Here is a 16,455-nt window from a genome sequence, read left to right on the forward strand (position 1 = left end):
GACAATGGGCTGCCGGGATTTCTTTCATGTATGAGTAGGCAGAGCGATAGCCCGGGTTACGAATATGGTGGCTACTTGTAGGAGCACCAAAGGTGGGGCGCAATCGACGTTCATTTATGGTGCTGTCTGCATAAGCGGACATGTCCATTAGTTATAAAGATTCACATAAGAAAAGAAAGGTGGAAATTAAAATGGTAAAAATTATCATGCACGGATGTAACGGTCATATGGGACAGGTTATTTCCGATATCGTAGAGAAAGATCCAAATGCCCAGATCGTGGCAGGAATTGATATTGCAGACCAGGGGAAAAACAGTTATCCGGTATTTACCAATATTGACGAGTGCCAGGTTGAGGCAGACGCTGTTATCGATTTTTCCTCTCCGAAGGCTTTTGACAAGCTGATGGATTACTGCGAGAAGAGAAATATGCCCGTAGTTCTTTGTACTACCGGATTAAGCGAGGAGCAGCTTGCAAGAGTAGAAGAGAGTGCGAAAAAGATCGCTGTGCTGAAATCTGCCAATATGTCTCTTGGAATTAATACCCTTCTGAAGCTGGTTCAGGATGCAGCCAAAGTTCTGGCAACAGCTGGCTTTGATATGGAAATTGTAGAGAAACATCACAATCTGAAAGTGGATGCCCCCAGCGGAACTGCCCTTGCCCTTGCTGACAGCCTGAATGAGGCTATGGATAACCAGTATCATTATGTGTATGACCGCAGCCAGAGAAGAGAGAAACGTGATGCGAAGGAAATCGGTATTTCTGCAGTTCGTGGTGGTTCTATCGTAGGTGAGCATGAAGTGATCTTTGCAGGCCAGGATGAAGTGATCGAATTTAAGCATACCGCATATTCCAAAGCTGTATTTGGCAAAGGTGCTGTAGAGGCTGCTAAATTCCTTGCAGGAAAGTCAGCAGGAAGATACGATATGAGTGACGTGATCGAAGGCTGAGTGAAAGCGGCCTGGAAAATTCCACTTTAGCTGAAATGTAATTTTTTCCAGAATAAAATTCATCCATCTGTACATATTAGGAATACACAGCAGTATTTTCAGCTGAAAGTATTTCTTAAGAAAAGGAGACAGATGAGATGAAAAAAATGAAACGTGTGCTCATAGGTGCTTTGCTGGTATTTACATTATGTATGCTCACAGCCTGTGGAAATGACAACAATGCAGCAGATGAAGTTCCAAATAACACAAATGAGGATACCATGGATAACGTGGGAGATGGAACCGCGGTAGACGATAATATGGTGGATGACGCAGGTAATGGCAATGATAATAATGCAAATGATACAAATAACGGCAATGTAAATGGTGATACTGCGACACCGGATAATAATGGCAATGGTGACAATGCCGGAGTACCAGGAGATAATGCCACAGAGAATAACAATTCCGTATCAGGTGCGATCGGAGAGGGCGTGGAAGAGCTTGGAGACGGTGTGGCAAATGGAGTCCGCGATGTAGGGGAAGGCGTCGGAGACGCTGTTGAAGATGTGGGGGACGCTGCTGAAGGTGCTGTAGATGGAAGATAACAGATGGCTGCAGGCAGGTCATAAACAGTAATCACAAGTGTTTTTTGCAGATGATGAATACGAATCAATAAGTATAAAAGAAGGGCATCAGATGAAAGCTATGTATTTCATTTGGTGCTCTTTTATGATATGATTTTACAAGATATTTCAAGACTGTATGTGGCAATGATGGGCTTTGACGCAATAAGGGAGTTTTGGCTCTCTTTCGGTTGGCGTAGTAGAGCGGGTTTGGCATGCGGTAATAGGTGGAAAAGCAAGGGGGAAGATCATGAAATTTCGTCCATGTATTGATATACATAATGGAAAAGTAAAGCAGATTGTAGGGGGAAGCCTTAAAGACGCCGGAAATCAGGCACAGGAGAACTTTGTGTCAGAGCAGGATGGTGCATTTTATGCATCTTTATATAAAGAAAAGGGGCTTACAGGAGGACATATTATTCTTTTGAACAGCGCGGATTCCGAGTATTTCGAAGCAACCAGAAAACAGGCATTTCTGGCATTACAGGCCTACCCCGGGGGACTTCAGCTCGGAGGCGGGGTAAATCCGGAAAATGCAGCTGGTTATCTGGACGCTGGTGCCAGCCATGTGATCGTTACTTCTTATGTATTTCGTGATGGACATATTTCCTGGGAAAATCTGGAGAAAATGGTCCAGGCTGTGGGAAAGGGGCATCTGGTTCTGGATCTTAGCTGCCGGAAACGGGATCACGGGTATTATGTGGTCACAGACCGTTGGCAGAAATTTACCAGGGAACAGGTAACCCTGGAACTGCTGGAAAGATTAGGCGGATATTGCGATGAATTTCTGATCCATGCAGTAGATGTGGAGGGAAAGGCAAAAGGCGTGGAGGTTCCGCTGGCAAAGCTTCTGGGAGAATACCAGGGGCATCCGGTGACTTATGCAGGCGGCGTGGGAAGTATGGAAGATATCCAGATCCTGAAACAGTCGTCAGGAGGAAAGGTGGATGTGACAGTGGGCAGTGCCCTGGATCTGTTCGGCGGAACCATTCCGTTTGAGAAATTGGTGGGAGAACTATAAAAACTGTCATAACTGCTTTGGTTTGTGAAAAAATGGTGAAAAAATTCGTAATTTTTTCAGAAAATGATGTTAATTCTCGGATTAATGTGTTATAATATACCCATCAAACAGCAAAGGGGATGGAAGCATGAAATTCATTATCAGCGGAAAGAACATCACAGTGACCGACGGGCTTCGTACAGCAGTTGAAGATAAGCTCGGTAAACTGGAAAGGTATTTCACTCCTGACACTGAAGTTGTCGTAACTCTTAGTGTAGAAAAAGAAAGACAGAAAATCGAGGTGACGATCCCGGTTAAGGGCAACATCATCCGCTCCGAGCAGGTCAGCAATGATATGTATGTATCAATCGACCTTGTAGAGGAAGTAATCGAGCGTCAGCTTCGGAAATACAAGAATAAAATCGTGGACAAGCAGCAGGCAGCAGCGAACTTCCAGAAGGCCTACCTGGATAAGGATTATGAAGAGGACGAGGATGTTAAGATCATCCGTACCAAGAAATTTGATATCAAGCCTATGTATCCGGAAGATGCGTGCGTACAGATGGAGCTTCTTGGACATAATTTCTTCGTATTCTGCAATGCAGAAACCGATCAGGTGAACGTTGTTTATAAACGTAAAGGAAATACCTATGGACTGATCGAGCCGGAAGATTAAAGAGAATTGTTTCCTTAAATGTTGAAAATTTAATATGTGAAAATAAGAAAGTCCCGGAGGCATATGCTTCCGGGACTTTTATGCCTGGAGTGTCATGGAAGGGCAGGAAGGCGGTAAAAAAGTTCACTGAAAGATACGGTATAAACCGGAATCTTCATTTTTTCATAAATACTGTAAGAAAGAAAGCCAGAGCCATTTTCTAAGGGAGAGGTGTAAGTATGCATATCCGGATGAAGCTTAAGAATATCCCGGAAATTCCCAGTGATCCCCTCGCCTGTCAGCTTTACTGCACTTTCCTTCATAGACCAGATCCTGCAAAAATCGTCAGCTGATTTTAAAGAAGCCAGTTCTTCTTTCGTACAGATACAGCGGATAAGGGAAGGACGGGGCTGTACGGATTTCTGGATATCCAGTCCGATCTCCCCGCAGTGCAGTGCGCATCCTGCGAAAGTGCCGCTGTGGCTGAGATTAAAAAAAGGCATATTATCCCCAGAAAAAAAAGGCTTGCCAGAGGCAGTTCTCAGGATGGGCGGGATAGCTTCTAAATGGTATTCCTGCTTTAATCCATAGGCAAGAAGCAGCCAGGCGGCAGCAGAGCGTTTCCGGTCATCTATCTGCCTGAAATGGAGAATATATTCTCTGCGGTCCTTTTGCATCTGGGAAAGGCTTTGCCTGAGACATTCATCTGAAAAAGAGGAAAAATCCTGAAAAAGATAGATCATGGCGAGTACTCCTTGATAGGCTTTCATTTATGGTAATGTCTGCGTAAGCAGACATGTCCATTTATTAGGAATGTTATTTTAGAGTATCACAAGTAGATATCGTTTTCCAGAAAAAGTTTTCCGGACATATTTTGTTCATCAAATATTTATTGTTTTCCACGCTAAAAAGTGTTAAAATGGACTGGTATGTTAAACAAAATGTGTAATTCTACAAGAAATATAATCCGTCATATTTCACAATATGGCGCGTGAAGGGAAATGTATCCGGATGGAGGTATTTCCATAAATGATCAAATACACACAGACAGGAGTTAAAAACTAAATGAATATGTTTTCAAAAGTTTTCGGAACCCGCAGCCAGCGAGAAGTTAAGCGTATTATGCCGCTTGTTAAGAAAATCGAGGATCTGCGTCCCGAAATGCAGAAATTAACCGACGAAGAGCTTCGCGGTAAGACAAGAGAATATAAGAAACGCCTTGAAGAGGGAGCCACACTGGATGATCTTTTGCCAGAAGCATTTGCTACGGTACGTGAAGCTGCCAAGCGAGTACTTGGAATGGAGCACTTCGAGGTACAGCTGATCGGTGGTATCGTTCTTCATCAGGGACGTATCGCTGAGATGAAAACCGGTGAAGGTAAGACCCTTGTAGCTACTTTACCATCCTACTTAAATGCCCTGGAGGGAAAAGGTGTTCACGTTGTAACCGTCAATGATTACCTGGCGAAGCGTGATGCTGACGAGATGGGACAGGTTCACAGATTCCTTGGCCTGACAGTAGGTGTTGTCCTGAATGACATGAAGCCGGAAGAGCGCCGCGAGGCATATAACTGTGATATTACCTATGTAACCAATAACGAACTTGGATTCGACTACCTTCGTGATAACATGGTTATCTACAAGGAGCAGCTGGTACAGCGTGACCTTCACTACTGTATCATCGATGAGGTCGACTCTATTTTGATCGATGAGGCACGTACACCTCTTATTATTTCCGGTCAGAGTGGTAAATCCACCAAGCTGTATGAGGTTTGTGATATCCTTGCACAGCAGTTAGAGCGTGGTGAAGCCAGCCATGAGATGACCAAGATGGCCGCGATCATGGGCGAGGAGGTTATCGAGACCGGTGACTTCGTAGTAAATGAGAAAGATAAGATCGTCAACCTTACCGAGCAGGGTGTGAAGAAGGTTGAGAAATTCTTTAATATTGAGAACCTTGCAGATCCGGAGAACCTTGAGATCCAGCACAACATCATCCTTGCACTCCGTGCCCACAATCTGATGCACCGCGACCAGGACTACGTTGTAAAAGATGACGAGGTTATGATCGTCGATGAATTTACCGGACGTATCATGCCGGGCCGCCGTTACTCAGATGGTCTCCATCAGGCAATCGAGGCGAAAGAGCATGTTAAGGTAAAACGTGAGAGCAAGACCCTTGCGACCATCACATTCCAGAACTTCTTTAACAAGTATGATAAGAAAGGCGGTATGACCGGTACTGCCCTTACCGAGGAGAAAGAGTTCCGTGATATCTACGCCATGGACGTTGTTGAGATCCCGACCAACAAGCCGGTTCAGCGTAAGGATCTGGAAGACGCTGTATACATGACGAAGAAAGAGAAGTTCAATGCAGTTGTCCAGTCTGTAAAAGAAGCCCATGAGAAACAGCAGCCGGTACTGGTTGGTACGATCACCATTGAGACTTCTGAGCTTCTCAGCCGTATGCTGAAGAGAGAGGGAATTCCGCACAACGTATTGAATGCCAAGTTCCATGAGCTTGAGGCGGAGATCGTAGCCCAGGCAGGTCAGGCCGGAGCAGTTACCATCGCTACCAACATGGCTGGACGTGGTACGGATATCAAGCTTGATGATGTAGCCAGAGAAGCTGGCGGACTGAAAATTATCGGTACTGAGCGCCATGAGTCCAGACGTATTGATAACCAGCTGCGTGGACGTTCCGGACGTCAGGGAGATCCGGGAGAATCCCGTTTCTACATTTCCCTTGAGGATGACTTGATGCGACTGTTCGGATCTGAGCGTCTGATGAAGGTATTTACTTCTCTCGGTGTTGCTGAGAATGAGCAGATCGAGCACAAGATGCTTTCCAATGCGATTGAGAAAGCCCAGGAGAAGATCGAGTTTAATAACTTTGGTATCCGTAAGAATCTTCTTGACTATGACCAGGTTAACAATGAGCAGCGTGAGATTATTTATAAAGAGCGCCGTCAGGTTCTGGACGGTGAGAACATGCGCGATGCCATTTACAAGATGATCACAGATATCGTAGATAATGCAGTAGATATGTGCTTCTCTGATGATGTGGATTCTGAAGAGTGGGATCTGAACGAGTTCAATACCGTACTTCGCCAGATCATTCCGATCGAGCCGCTTACAGAAGAGAAAGTAAAAGGCAAGAAAAAGAATGAGATGAAGCATCTCATCAAGGAAGAGGCTGTGAAGCTTTACGAAGCGAAGGAGTCTGAGTTCCCGGAGCCAGAGCAGCTGCGTGAGCTTGAGCGTGTTATCCTTCTGAAGAGCATTGACAGCAAGTGGATGGATCACATTGATGATATGGAGATCCTCCGCCAGGGTATCGGCCTGACTGCATATGGCCAGAGAGATCCGGTTGTTGAGTATAAGATGGCTGCTTTTGACATGTTTAATAACATGATCACTTCCATTCAGGAAGATACAGTCAGAATGCTGTATCATGTTCATGTGGAGCAGAAGATCGAGCGTGAGCAGGTTGCCAAGGTTACCGGAACCAACAAAGATGATTCCAGCGTCCGCAAGCCGGTTCAGAGAAAAGAAATTAAGGTTTATCCAAATGATCCGTGTCCTTGTGGAAGCGGTAAGAAGTATAAACAGTGTTGTGGAAGAAAGACCGCTAACGTGTAATTAAAAGAGAACGAATTTCTGAAGAGATAATGTCTTTGGAAATTCGTTCTTTTGTTATTTATAGCATCTGGCTTGGTGGAGCGCCGAATTGTTTCTTATAGGCGCGGGAAAATGTGGTGTAGTCTGCGAAACCGCTGACCTGCGCCGCTTTTAATACGGGCATGCCCTCGCTGATTTTTGTCCGGGCCAGAAGCAGCCGCTTATTTACAATGTAGTTGTGAAGGGTGTATCCTGTCTCTTCTTTAAATTTTCTCATCATATGATACTTACTGAGATAGTACTTTCTGGCAAGGGTCTCAATGGACAGATCCTCTGCAAGATTATGGTTGATATAGCGGAGAAGCTCTTCAATCTGGGAGTCACAGCTATAGGAATGTGTGTCAAAAATATACTGCTTTTCCAGAAAAATACGGTTTATGTAAACCATAAACTGGGTGAACAGGGCGTTCCCAAGAAGTTCACTTCCAAATTGCCGATCCTTTAAAGCGGCTTCCAGTTCATAAAGCAGCTGTTTTAGTTTTTCCTGTGTTCCGGAATCCAGGCGGATCAGGTTAAAGCTCCGGTCAACTGCTTTCTGGAAGCAGCGCAGCAGTTCAACGGATGCGATGTCATCACGGATCCATAATACAAAACGCTCATAGGGAAGGGAAAAATCAATTTCAGGTTTGTGGATGGCGTGACGGTTTACAAGCAGGATATCCCAGGGCTTCAGGTAATAGGATTTCCCCTCAATATGGTAAGCTGCCTTTCCAGAGAGAAAGATAATAATCTTGTGAAAATCGTGGTAATGATAAGAAAATTCCTGTCTGGTCTGGTCCTTGATATGAAAAAGCCGGAATTCCTGGTCAAGATAACCTGTTTTTTCGGTAGGTTCGTTGAAATATTCCATTTTTATTTCCTTTCTTTGGCGCTATAGATCACAGAAAGTCTTTTGTACATGAATCTACCATGTAAGTCTGGTGAATTCACGATTACTGCCCCGGCAAGAGCCAAACAGCTTTTATTCTTAATAGCATTGTATGCGCTCTGTGCATTATTTACAAGTTAAAAAGTGCATTTTTTGCAATATTATCAGCAAGTTCTTCTATATACATTGGAAAAATAAACGATATACTATATATAAAAGAAACGCTTCTGGAAATAAAACGAGAATAGAAATCAGGCTGGAAAGGAAAAGGGAAAATGAGAGATAGCATTATCATGACGAAATATCAGGGCTTAGGAAATGATTATCTGGTTCTGGATGCAAATAAAAACCAGTTGCAGCTGCAAGGCAAAAAAATAGCACTTCTTTGCCAGCGTGGATTTGGTCTTGGGGCAGATGGTGTGTTATATGGACCGGTAGAAATCAATGGAAAAATGGGAATGCGCATTTTTAATTCAGACGGAAGCGAAGCTGCAATCAGTGGAAATGGCGTGTGTATTTTTGCAAAATATCTGCTGGATAATGAATACGTGAAAGAAAAGAAATTTGCCATTGAAACTTTATCCGGAACCATTGAAGTCGAATGTCTGAATGCCAGAGCTACAGAATTTCGGGTAAATATGGGAAAGGCATCTTTTCTCTCCAGGGAAATTCCGGTAACAGGCGAAATCCGGGAAGTAGTCAATGAGCCGTTTACATTCCATGAGAAAGAATACAAGGCAACCTGTCTTACGATTGGGAATCCACACTGCATTATTTTCATGGATCAGATCTCCCCGGAAAAAGTGAAAGCGCTGGGACCTTATGTGGAAAACGCGGACGATTTTCCGGAACGGGTAAATCTGCAGATCTGCCGTCAGATCGACAAAGGAAATCTGGAGATTGAAATCTGGGAACGGGGTTCTGGATATACGAAAGCTTCCGGAACAGGCAGCTGCGCAGCGGCTATCGCAGCCTACAGAAGAGGTCTGATGGAAAACCGGATTAACGTAAACCAGCCTGGAGGCATGATTCAGGTGGACATCGAAGAGGACGGAACCATTTTTATGACCGGGACAGTTGGATATATTGCAGATGTAAGCGTAGCAGAGAGCTTTTTTTCATAAAAGAAAATGATTTGTTTAAAATATAATGGATTTCTGAATATAGAACCTGGGTATGGAAGTAAGAAGACTTCTGTATCTGGGTTCTTTTTATATCGGATTTCGGAATTTTAGCATCCTCTTATTGATAAAAAATGTACAATGTTAAGAAGAAAAATGGGTAGACATTTCTAACACAATTTTGTAAAATAAACAACGGTTAGTAAAAACTAACATAAGTTAAAGGAGGAACGAAATGACTGACAAAAAGTTATTTAGGAAAATTGCTCCAATTATCATGAGTGTGGTTGTGGCAATGACCAGCGCACCGGTTGGCGTAATGGCAGAAGATTTTACATCTGGTGAAACTGCCATTGTAGAGGCATATACCCAGGAGGAAGCTACTGACATATACGAAGAGAGCACTGATGACAGTGACAGCTATGAAGAAGCTGAAAACGGATTTGAAGCTGCAGAGGAAGGAAGTGGATTTGAGTCTGGGGAGACTGAGGAGGAATTTACTTCTGATTCTGATGCAGAGCTTTTTTCTGACGGGGAAACAGAGCCAGAAACACAGTCGGAGGCTCAGTCTGTGGAAGGCATTGAATATGTGCTGATGAATATTCCTTATGAAGCATTCTACAGATCCCAGCTTAACAATAATAATGTAAAAGTTGATGCATTTACATCTGCTACTCTGAATAAATCAAGAACAGCAGGAATGATGAATGGAAATGCAGCTTATCATACAGATGCCCAAGGTACCAATCTTGCAGGTGTGACATTCCCGGTAAAGATCAGTGATCCGTCTGTTCTGGCAAATCTGAAGCAGATTACGGATGATTCTTCCGTGACGATTACAGTTACAAACAGAGGTCAGACAAGCTCCAATACTTTTACCGGAAAAGATGCCCTGATTGAAAGTGAAGATTATTCTTACTATCCATTAACGGAAGAACCTTCTTATTACAAAGAACTGACTGTAGATGAAAACGGAAACTTTTCATTCGGGCCAATACAGAGAATGAATACGCAGACCGTATCTATTGCTTCCACCTTTACAACAGACACCACGTATGGAGACTATGAGCTTGATCTGAATGATGATGCATTAAGCAGCATCATAAATACCTCCACAGACCAGATTTATGGCGCTGTGATCAATACTACAGATGGAACAACATATGCCCTCCGTCATCTGGAAAATATCTGGAGAGGCTGACATCTGGCATGGAGTACGGGATTTACAACAACCGTTCATGGCGGCCCGGTAAGCTCTGCACATTATGTATCCATGATGGGAAAAACAATTTCCAGCGTGACTTATTATACAAGTAAAGGAATTATCAATTTTGATGTTGAAGATACCTATGTACCGGTAATTACCGGAGTAACAGCAACAGCAGCAGACGTAAAAACCTCTGATACTGCACTCAAGGTTGAATTTTCCGCAGAGCTTCCGGCTGATTTCAGTAAAGTGTACACGGTAGACGGTGTGAAAGCTGAGGCTGAAAATGACACTGTAAAAATTGCAGATCTTGCAATGGGACAGCATGAAGTTGTTATTTCAGATGCAAATGGAAAATATGCTCCTATAAGCACAACATTTGAAGCTAAAACAGATGTTAAGCCTGCAGTATATAACGAATATGAAATCAAGCTGGCTGCAGCAAAAGATATTACAGCAGAGCAGTTTGAGGTATACGTTAAGGCCATCTCCAAAGTAAAGATCGGAGATAAAGAGTACGCTGCAACAGGAAGAGGCGCGGTAACAGTTGTCAAAGAAGATGGTACACTTGATTTTTCAAATGCACCTGTAGCAGAAGGCGATACTGTTACTGTGTATGCAACTGGCTACGAAAATGTAACCTTTACCTACAGCGAAAGTGTATATGTATATGCAGGTCTTACCTGGGCACAGTACTGGGCTGCTGAAAATGTTCTCAACGCAGGCAGCAGTGCTTCCTCAGATCTGATCGACAGACATGGAGAAAAAGACCTTGGAGCATTTGATACGGTTACAAGAGCTACATCCAACCATGGACTTCACAGAGGAAGCTTCCAGACAATTGCAACTGTTTATACAACAGCTGGAAATTCCTATAAGCTGGCAGGATGGAAAGACCAGGCGACTATGATCCTCACAGATGGAAGCACAGTTGCTTTCGGAAGAGGTACCGTGAATGGGGAAACAATCGACCATTATGTAGTGACTGGACTTAAATATGTTCCGGTAAAAGTGAAGAGAGCTGATTATACTGCTTTCAAAGATACTTATACAGTAGTTGAAAATGGCGGAACGTTATTTGGTGGATATGGAGAAGGTAATTTGGCTTCTTACAGCGCAGTTGCAGCAGTAAACGGAAACACCAACGGCTTAAAAACAGCAGTAAAATCAGAAGACGGAACATTTACCTTCAGTGCAAGGGCAAACGGTTCTGACTCTGGACTGAAAGATGCGGCACAGAAGACAGCAGATGGAATCACAGCTACTGTAAAACCAGGAAATGGTTCCTATGGAGAATTCCTCCGGGTTGACCTTACTGGAAACTACGGCGGACTTGGAGCTGCAATGCAGGCTGTTAAATGGACTTACTACGGAAACGACAGCAGCTACAGCACCCCGCTTCAGTCTTATGGAACAAAATTTGCAGCAGATAACTGGATGCATAAAGCACAGGGAATCCAGCTGGGACTTAGCGATTCCTTAAGATGTGAGCTTCCGGAAGGTTATGATGGAACTGGTTACTGGACATTAACCGTATATGGCCTTGGATATGCAGATTATACAGTAAGATTCCAGGCAACAGAGGAAAATATTGCAAAACCTGCCGGAGATGCAGATTCCACTCCATTGGAAAATATCATCGCAGAAGCAAAAGCATTAAATGAAGCAGATTATACACCAGAGAGCTGGGCAGCAGCCAAGGACAGCATTGCAAATGAGCTGGAAGAATGCGAGGATATGCTTGCCAACATCAAAGAGCAGACCACTTATGGTGTGGAAGAGCAGATCGGTCATTTAAGAGAAGCTCTGGATACTCTTGTGAAAGCCCAGTTTAGTTTAAGTGCAGAAACATCAGCATTAGATACAGACAAAAACACAACTACAACATTAAAGGTAACTACGAACCTGACAGGCACCGTTACCTGGACAAGCAGTGACGCAAAAGTTGCAACAGTAGATGCAAACGGTAAAGTGGCAGCTGTAAAAGCAGGTACCGCTACGATTACTGCAACTCTTGGCGGAAAGAGCGCTTCCAGCAAGGTTACTGTAAAAGAGGTTGTAAAGCCAACCCCAACTCCTGCACCGGTTCTTACAGCGAAAGCACAGGCTTCTACAATTTATGCTGGTGGAACAACAGGCAGCACAACTGTGATCAGTGTCACAAAGAGCGGAATCACAGAAGCAGCTAAATTTACCAGCAGCGATCCTACAGTGGCAACAGTAGATGCAAATGGTAAAGTAACTGCAAAGAAAGCAGGAACCACAACCATTACCGTAACTGCCGGAAAGCTTTCTGTAAAGGTTAATGTGACTGTTGTTCAGGCAGGTGTTACAGCAAAAGCCGGCAATGCAGTTATCTATACAAAGGGCTTAAAGACTACGAAGATCACAGCAACCAAAAATGCGATCAGTGGAACTGTGAAATATACTTCCAGCAACAAAAAGGTTGCAACGGTTTCTTCCAAAGGTGTTGTAACTGCTAAAAAAGCAGGAAAAACAACCATTACTGTAAAAGTTGGAAAATACAGCACGAAGGTTACCATCCAGGTTAAGAATCCGGCTCTGAAGCTGGCGAAGTCTTCCGCAACTATCAAAAAGGGCAAGACAGTAACCATCAAGGCAACAGCCACACCATCTGGAAAAGTAACTTATAAAACCAGCAATAAAAAAGTAGCAACTGTTACTGCAAAGGGTGTTGTAAAGGGCAAAAAGAAAGGAACTGCAACCATCACAGTTACCTGCAATGGAGTATCCAAAAAGTTCAAAGTGAAAGTAAAATAAAAAGGAAGAAACACAAAACAGGAAATAGAAAACAAGCAGAAACGGGGGCCGTTTTTTTACAGCCCCTGCTTTTGCTTGTATAAGGAAATTGCGGCTTTTGTAAATAACAGGAAAAGCAGCTGGATGATCCGGCAGAAGAAAAATAACAGGAGACAGCATGAAAAACACAGACAACAATAAAAGTCCTTTTGATAAAAAAAATCTGGTGAAGCTTGCTCCGGCTGCGGTGGTGATCGCAGCAGTGGCAGCAGCAGGAACTCAGATTATGGGGGTAAAGCCCCAGACAGCTACGGAAGAAAAAACGATTGTAAACTCCCAGGAACTGGGAAGCTGGATGAAGACCGCTTATTCCGATGAAGATGAGGATGAAACAGAAAGTGGAAAGAATAAATCGTCTTCAACGGATGAAAAGAATTCGAAAACAACGTTAAAAAAGGGAGGCATACAAAAAGGTGCTTCAAAGATTTTGCCTGTAAAATCAGCCGAAGCGTCCGGACAAGGGCAGGGGACTACTACCACACCCACCACAGAAGTACCAGAGGATGGCTATAAAGATGGAACTTATCAGGGAAGTGGAACTGGTTTCGGGGGTACGATCACGGTTCAGGTGACGGTATCTGGAGGAAAAATCACTGCAATAGATATTTTAAGTGCCTCTGGCGAAACGGGGTCTTATCTGTCTTCCGCAACAGGAGTGATCAGCAGGATTCTTTCCAGCCAGTCACCCAATGTGGATGCAATCAGTGGCGCGACATATTCTTCTAATGGAATCATCCAGGCCGTACAAAACGCTCTTGGAAAAGCTGCTGGTGGCAAAAAAACCACACCTACACCGACGCCCAAGCCATCCAAAAAGCCTAAGCAGGATACAACTGTAAACTATAAAGATGGTGTTTTTGAAGGACAGGCAGAAGGCTTTGATGGCATTGTAACTGTACAGGTTACCATTAAAAAAGGAAAAATTAAGAAAATAACCAATACCAATACCGATACGCCGGAATTTTTCAATAAGGCATGGAGTACGATCAAGGCAGATGTGCTTGCCAGACAAAGTCTGTCCGGTGTAGATACGGTCAGTGGAGCTACTTTTTCCTCCAACGGAATTCTAGGAGCCCTTTCCCAGGCTCTTTCCCAGGCAAATGCAGATTCCACAGCTGGGGAAAAAGGGGAAATCACGCCTGTACCTACACAGATTCCTGTCACTGTGCAGCCAACCGAAGCACCGCAGCCAACTGCGTCCCCAGATGCTCCGGCAGATGATTCTGGCAATGAGAATCCGGATGTTCCGTCAGATTATCCATCACAGGTAAAAACATGGAAGGATGGTACCTATTCTGCGTCGGCCTATGGATATTCCGGAATGGTTAACATAAGTCTGACAGTGGAAGACGGCAAAATTACAGAAATTGCAAATACCAATTCTGACACAAGAAGCTTTTTTAATAAAGCATGGAGAAAAATACAGCCTCAGATCCTGGAAAAACAAAGTGCAGAAGGAATTGATACGGTCAGCGGAGCCACATTTTCTTCCACTGGTATTCTGGACGCCACGAAAGCTGCATTGGAGCAGGCGAGAAATACAGAAGAGAAGCCATCTGTAACGCCACAGCCCACAAGCGCACCACAACCGACGGGCACCCCGAAACCGACGGATACGCCACAGCCGACGAATACGCCGCAGCCAACCAGTGCGCCACAGCCAACCGAAGCCCCGCAGCCAACAAACGCACCGAAGCCAACAGATGTCCCACAGCCAACCAGTGTGCCGCAGCCGACCGAAGCCCCGCAGCCCACAAGAACTCCGGAACCAACAGAAGCGCCAGAACCTGTTCCGGCAGGCGTGTATAAAGATGGCACCTACACTGGTATCGGGGAAGGCAATGACGGACCTGACAGCGTACAGGTTACCGTGACCATAGCGGGAGGTCAGATCGCAAGCGCCACATATACCTCCTATGATGACGAGGATTATGTAGAAGATGCCTGGAATGGAATCCTTGGACAGGTGCTGGGAAATCAGTCTGCAGATGGTGTAGATACCGTATCTGGCTGCACCTATTCCTCCAAGGGAATTATCCAGGCATTCAAAAACGCATTAAATCAGGCAAAAGGAGCTTAACCCATGAAATACCAGAGTTTTATTATGAGAGTTTTATGTCTTATTCTGATCATAGGCGCTGTCCTGGGATATAATTCCATGCAAAAAAAAGACAGCGATACCCAAAAAGACCAGCAGCTGGCCAGTCTGACTACGAAAGTGGAAGCTCTGGAAAAGCAGCAGGATGAAATCTTAAGTGCAATAGAGGAAGCGGCAAAAGCCCAGGAAGAAGCGAAGAAAAAGGCGGAAGAAGAGAAAAAGAAGGATAGCACAGATAAAGAGAATAATGATAACGGGAATGGAAATGACGAAACGGAAGAAGATACCGATGGCACAAGGAATGATTCTTCAGAAGAAACAGAGGAAGATGCTGATCTTGCCTACAAAAATGGAACCTACACAGGAGATGGCCAGGGATTTGGAGGGAATATCCAGGTTCAGGTTACTCTTGAGAATGATACCATAACAGATATTCAGGTAGTAAGTGCACCGGGGGAAGATTCTGCATATCTTGCCCAGGGACAAGGGGTGATCAGCACGATCCTGGCGGCACAAAGCACAGATGTAGATACCATTTCCGGAGCTACCTTTAGTTCTACAGGTATCATCAATGCTGTAAATGATGCACTTGGAAAGGCGGAAAATCCATGAAAAAAAGACAGAGAAAAATCCGGTTGCTCCGCGCCGTGATACAGCTTCTGTTTTTCATCTTTGCACCTGCATTATTTTCAACAGCATTTGCAGGGGTGAAATCTATTTTCCAGGCAATTGCGGCTCATGAAGCTATTACATGGAATTCCTTTCTGGATGTGACTGCAGTGCTGCTTGTTTTTACCTGTTTATTTGGCAGGCATTTCTGCGGATATGCCTGTGCCTTTGGGTCGCTGGGAGATGCCTTGTATGAGCTGACAGTATTTATCAGACAGAAGCTGTTCCATAAAAAGGGGCGTCACGGCTATTCTGAAAAGACGGTCCGGGTTCTCCAGAAGGTGAAGTATATCTGGCTTCTGATCCTGCTTGGTTCCATTCTGACAGGCTGGTATGGCAGGCTTCAGGGAATGAGCCCATGGGATGTGTTTTCCATGCTGACAGCAGGAAGGATACCAGGAGCAGCATACAAAATTGGGATTATTTTACTGATTCTGATTATGATCGGGATGTGTACCCAGGAACGATTTTTCTGTCAGTTTCTCTGTCCAATGGGAGCAGTTTTTGCTATAATGCCTATAGTACCGTCTGCATTATTTAATCGTGACAGAAGTATTTGTCCGGCGAAGTGCGGTGCATGCAAAAAAAGATGCCCGGCTCATCTTGACATTGACGGTGATACTCCCTTTTCAGGAGAATGTATCTGCTGTCATGCATGCCAGGGAATCTGTCCGAAGAAAAATATAAGGATCGGAATTCTTGAAAGACAGGATGAGCAAGACGGAAAGAAAAAAAGATATAGTAGAAAAATGACATAGCAGAACAATGCCATAGTAGAAAG

Annotated in this window: 13 protein-coding genes; 11 read left to right on the forward strand and 2 right to left on the reverse strand. The window is 44.2% G+C overall.

Annotation, left to right across the window (positions count from 1 at the left end; translation table 11 throughout):
• Positions 1-191 precede the first annotated feature (191 nt).
• The 4 genes from dapB (at position 192) to hpf (ending at position 3,231) form a co-directional block, all read left to right on the forward strand.
• Positions 192-950: a 4-hydroxy-tetrahydrodipicolinate reductase gene (gene dapB / locus ACTQWB_RS15575; RefSeq protein ID WP_441502340.1), complete on the forward strand. Its 759-nt coding sequence runs from the start codon at positions 192-194 to the stop codon at positions 948-950.
• A gap of 137 nt (positions 951-1,087) precedes the next feature.
• A complete protein-coding gene (locus ACTQWB_RS15580) occupies positions 1,088-1,537 on the forward strand; it encodes a hypothetical protein (protein ID WP_441502339.1) in 450 nt (149 codons plus the stop codon).
• 268 nt (positions 1,538-1,805) lie between these two features.
• Positions 1,806-2,576, forward strand: coding sequence for a phosphoribosylformimino-5-aminoimidazole carboxamide ribotide isomerase (hisA, locus tag ACTQWB_RS15585; protein ID WP_441502338.1), 771 nt, complete (start codon positions 1,806-1,808; stop codon positions 2,574-2,576).
• 127 nt (positions 2,577-2,703) lie between these two features.
• The gene (hpf, locus tag ACTQWB_RS15590; protein WP_441502337.1) at positions 2,704-3,231 is read left to right on the forward strand and encodes a ribosome hibernation-promoting factor, HPF/YfiA family; all 528 of its coding nucleotides are present in this window, start codon (positions 2,704-2,706) and stop codon (positions 3,229-3,231) included.
• A 92-nt stretch (positions 3,232-3,323) separates the two neighbouring features.
• On the opposite strand, the gene ACTQWB_RS15595 is transcribed toward hpf, so the two are convergent.
• Entirely contained in the window at positions 3,324-3,953 is a 630-nt protein-coding gene (locus ACTQWB_RS15595; protein ID WP_441502336.1) for a 4'-phosphopantetheinyl transferase family protein, read from the reverse strand.
• A 322-nt stretch (positions 3,954-4,275) separates the two neighbouring features.
• Here ACTQWB_RS15595 and secA point away from each other — a divergent pair, with 322 nt between their 5' ends.
• The gene (secA, locus tag ACTQWB_RS15600; RefSeq protein ID WP_441502335.1) at positions 4,276-6,852 is read left to right on the forward strand and encodes a preprotein translocase subunit SecA; all 2,577 of its coding nucleotides are present in this window, start codon (positions 4,276-4,278) and stop codon (positions 6,850-6,852) included.
• A gap of 58 nt (positions 6,853-6,910) precedes the next feature.
• Here secA and ACTQWB_RS15605 read toward each other — a convergent pair whose 3' ends face one another.
• The gene (locus tag ACTQWB_RS15605) at positions 6,911-7,741 is read right to left on the reverse strand and encodes a helix-turn-helix domain-containing protein (protein ID WP_441502334.1); all 831 of its coding nucleotides are present in this window, start codon (positions 7,739-7,741) and stop codon (positions 6,911-6,913) included.
• 293 nt (positions 7,742-8,034) lie between these two features.
• Here ACTQWB_RS15605 and dapF point away from each other — a divergent pair, with 293 nt between their 5' ends.
• From dapF to ACTQWB_RS15635, 6 genes are all read left to right on the forward strand, one after another.
• Entirely contained in the window at positions 8,035-8,883 is an 849-nt protein-coding gene (gene dapF / locus ACTQWB_RS15610) for a diaminopimelate epimerase (protein ID WP_441502333.1), read from the forward strand.
• Positions 8,884-9,115: 232 nt separating this feature from the next.
• Positions 9,116-10,081 (forward strand): hypothetical protein, encoded by a 966-nt coding sequence (locus ACTQWB_RS15615; RefSeq protein ID WP_441502332.1) that lies wholly within the window; start codon positions 9,116-9,118, stop codon positions 10,079-10,081.
• 72 nt (positions 10,082-10,153) lie between these two features.
• Entirely contained in the window at positions 10,154-12,868 is a 2,715-nt protein-coding gene (locus tag ACTQWB_RS15620; protein WP_441502331.1) for a penicillin-binding Tp47 domain C-containing protein, read from the forward strand.
• A 157-nt stretch (positions 12,869-13,025) separates the two neighbouring features.
• On the forward strand, positions 13,026-14,987 hold the full coding sequence (locus ACTQWB_RS15625; protein WP_441502330.1) for an FMN-binding protein: 1,962 nt from the start codon (positions 13,026-13,028) through the stop codon (positions 14,985-14,987).
• A 3-nt stretch (positions 14,988-14,990) separates the two neighbouring features.
• Positions 14,991-15,617, forward strand: a complete 627-nt coding sequence (locus ACTQWB_RS15630) for an FMN-binding protein (RefSeq protein ID WP_441502329.1) — start codon at positions 14,991-14,993, stop codon at positions 15,615-15,617.
• Positions 15,614-16,432 carry a 4Fe-4S binding protein gene (locus ACTQWB_RS15635; RefSeq protein WP_441502328.1) on the forward strand — a complete coding sequence of 273 codons (819 nt, stop codon included), beginning with the start codon at positions 15,614-15,616 and terminating at the stop codon, positions 16,430-16,432. Before ACTQWB_RS15630 ends, ACTQWB_RS15635 begins: the two co-directional genes overlap by 4 nt.
• Positions 16,433-16,455 lie beyond the last annotated feature (23 nt).

The organism is Blautia sp. HCP3S3_H10_2 (assembly GCF_052122375.1).
Taxonomy (GTDB): domain Bacteria; phylum Bacillota; class Clostridia; order Lachnospirales; family Lachnospiraceae; genus Blautia_A.

Coding starts and splice junctions, on each gene's coding strand:
- dapB (WP_441502340.1), top strand. CDS start 192: ATGGTAAAAATTATCATGCACGGATGTAACGGTCATATGGGACAGGTT.
- ACTQWB_RS15580 (WP_441502339.1), top strand. CDS start 1,088: ATGAAAAAAATGAAACGTGTGCTCATAGGTGCTTTGCTGGTATTTACA.
- hisA (WP_441502338.1), top strand. CDS start 1,806: ATGAAATTTCGTCCATGTATTGATATACATAATGGAAAAGTAAAGCAG.
- hpf (WP_441502337.1), top strand. CDS start 2,704: ATGAAATTCATTATCAGCGGAAAGAACATCACAGTGACCGACGGGCTT.
- ACTQWB_RS15595 (WP_441502336.1), bottom strand. CDS start 3,953: ATGATCTATCTTTTTCAGGATTTTTCCTCTTTTTCAGATGAATGTCTC.
- secA (WP_441502335.1), top strand. CDS start 4,276: ATGAATATGTTTTCAAAAGTTTTCGGAACCCGCAGCCAGCGAGAAGTT.
- ACTQWB_RS15605 (WP_441502334.1), bottom strand. CDS start 7,741: ATGGAATATTTCAACGAACCTACCGAAAAAACAGGTTATCTTGACCAG.
- dapF (WP_441502333.1), top strand. CDS start 8,035: ATGAGAGATAGCATTATCATGACGAAATATCAGGGCTTAGGAAATGAT.
- ACTQWB_RS15615 (WP_441502332.1), top strand. CDS start 9,116: ATGACTGACAAAAAGTTATTTAGGAAAATTGCTCCAATTATCATGAGT.
- ACTQWB_RS15620 (WP_441502331.1), top strand. CDS start 10,154: ATGATGGGAAAAACAATTTCCAGCGTGACTTATTATACAAGTAAAGGA.
- ACTQWB_RS15625 (WP_441502330.1), top strand. CDS start 13,026: ATGAAAAACACAGACAACAATAAAAGTCCTTTTGATAAAAAAAATCTG.
- ACTQWB_RS15630 (WP_441502329.1), top strand. CDS start 14,991: ATGAAATACCAGAGTTTTATTATGAGAGTTTTATGTCTTATTCTGATC.
- ACTQWB_RS15635 (WP_441502328.1), top strand. CDS start 15,614: ATGAAAAAAAGACAGAGAAAAATCCGGTTGCTCCGCGCCGTGATACAG.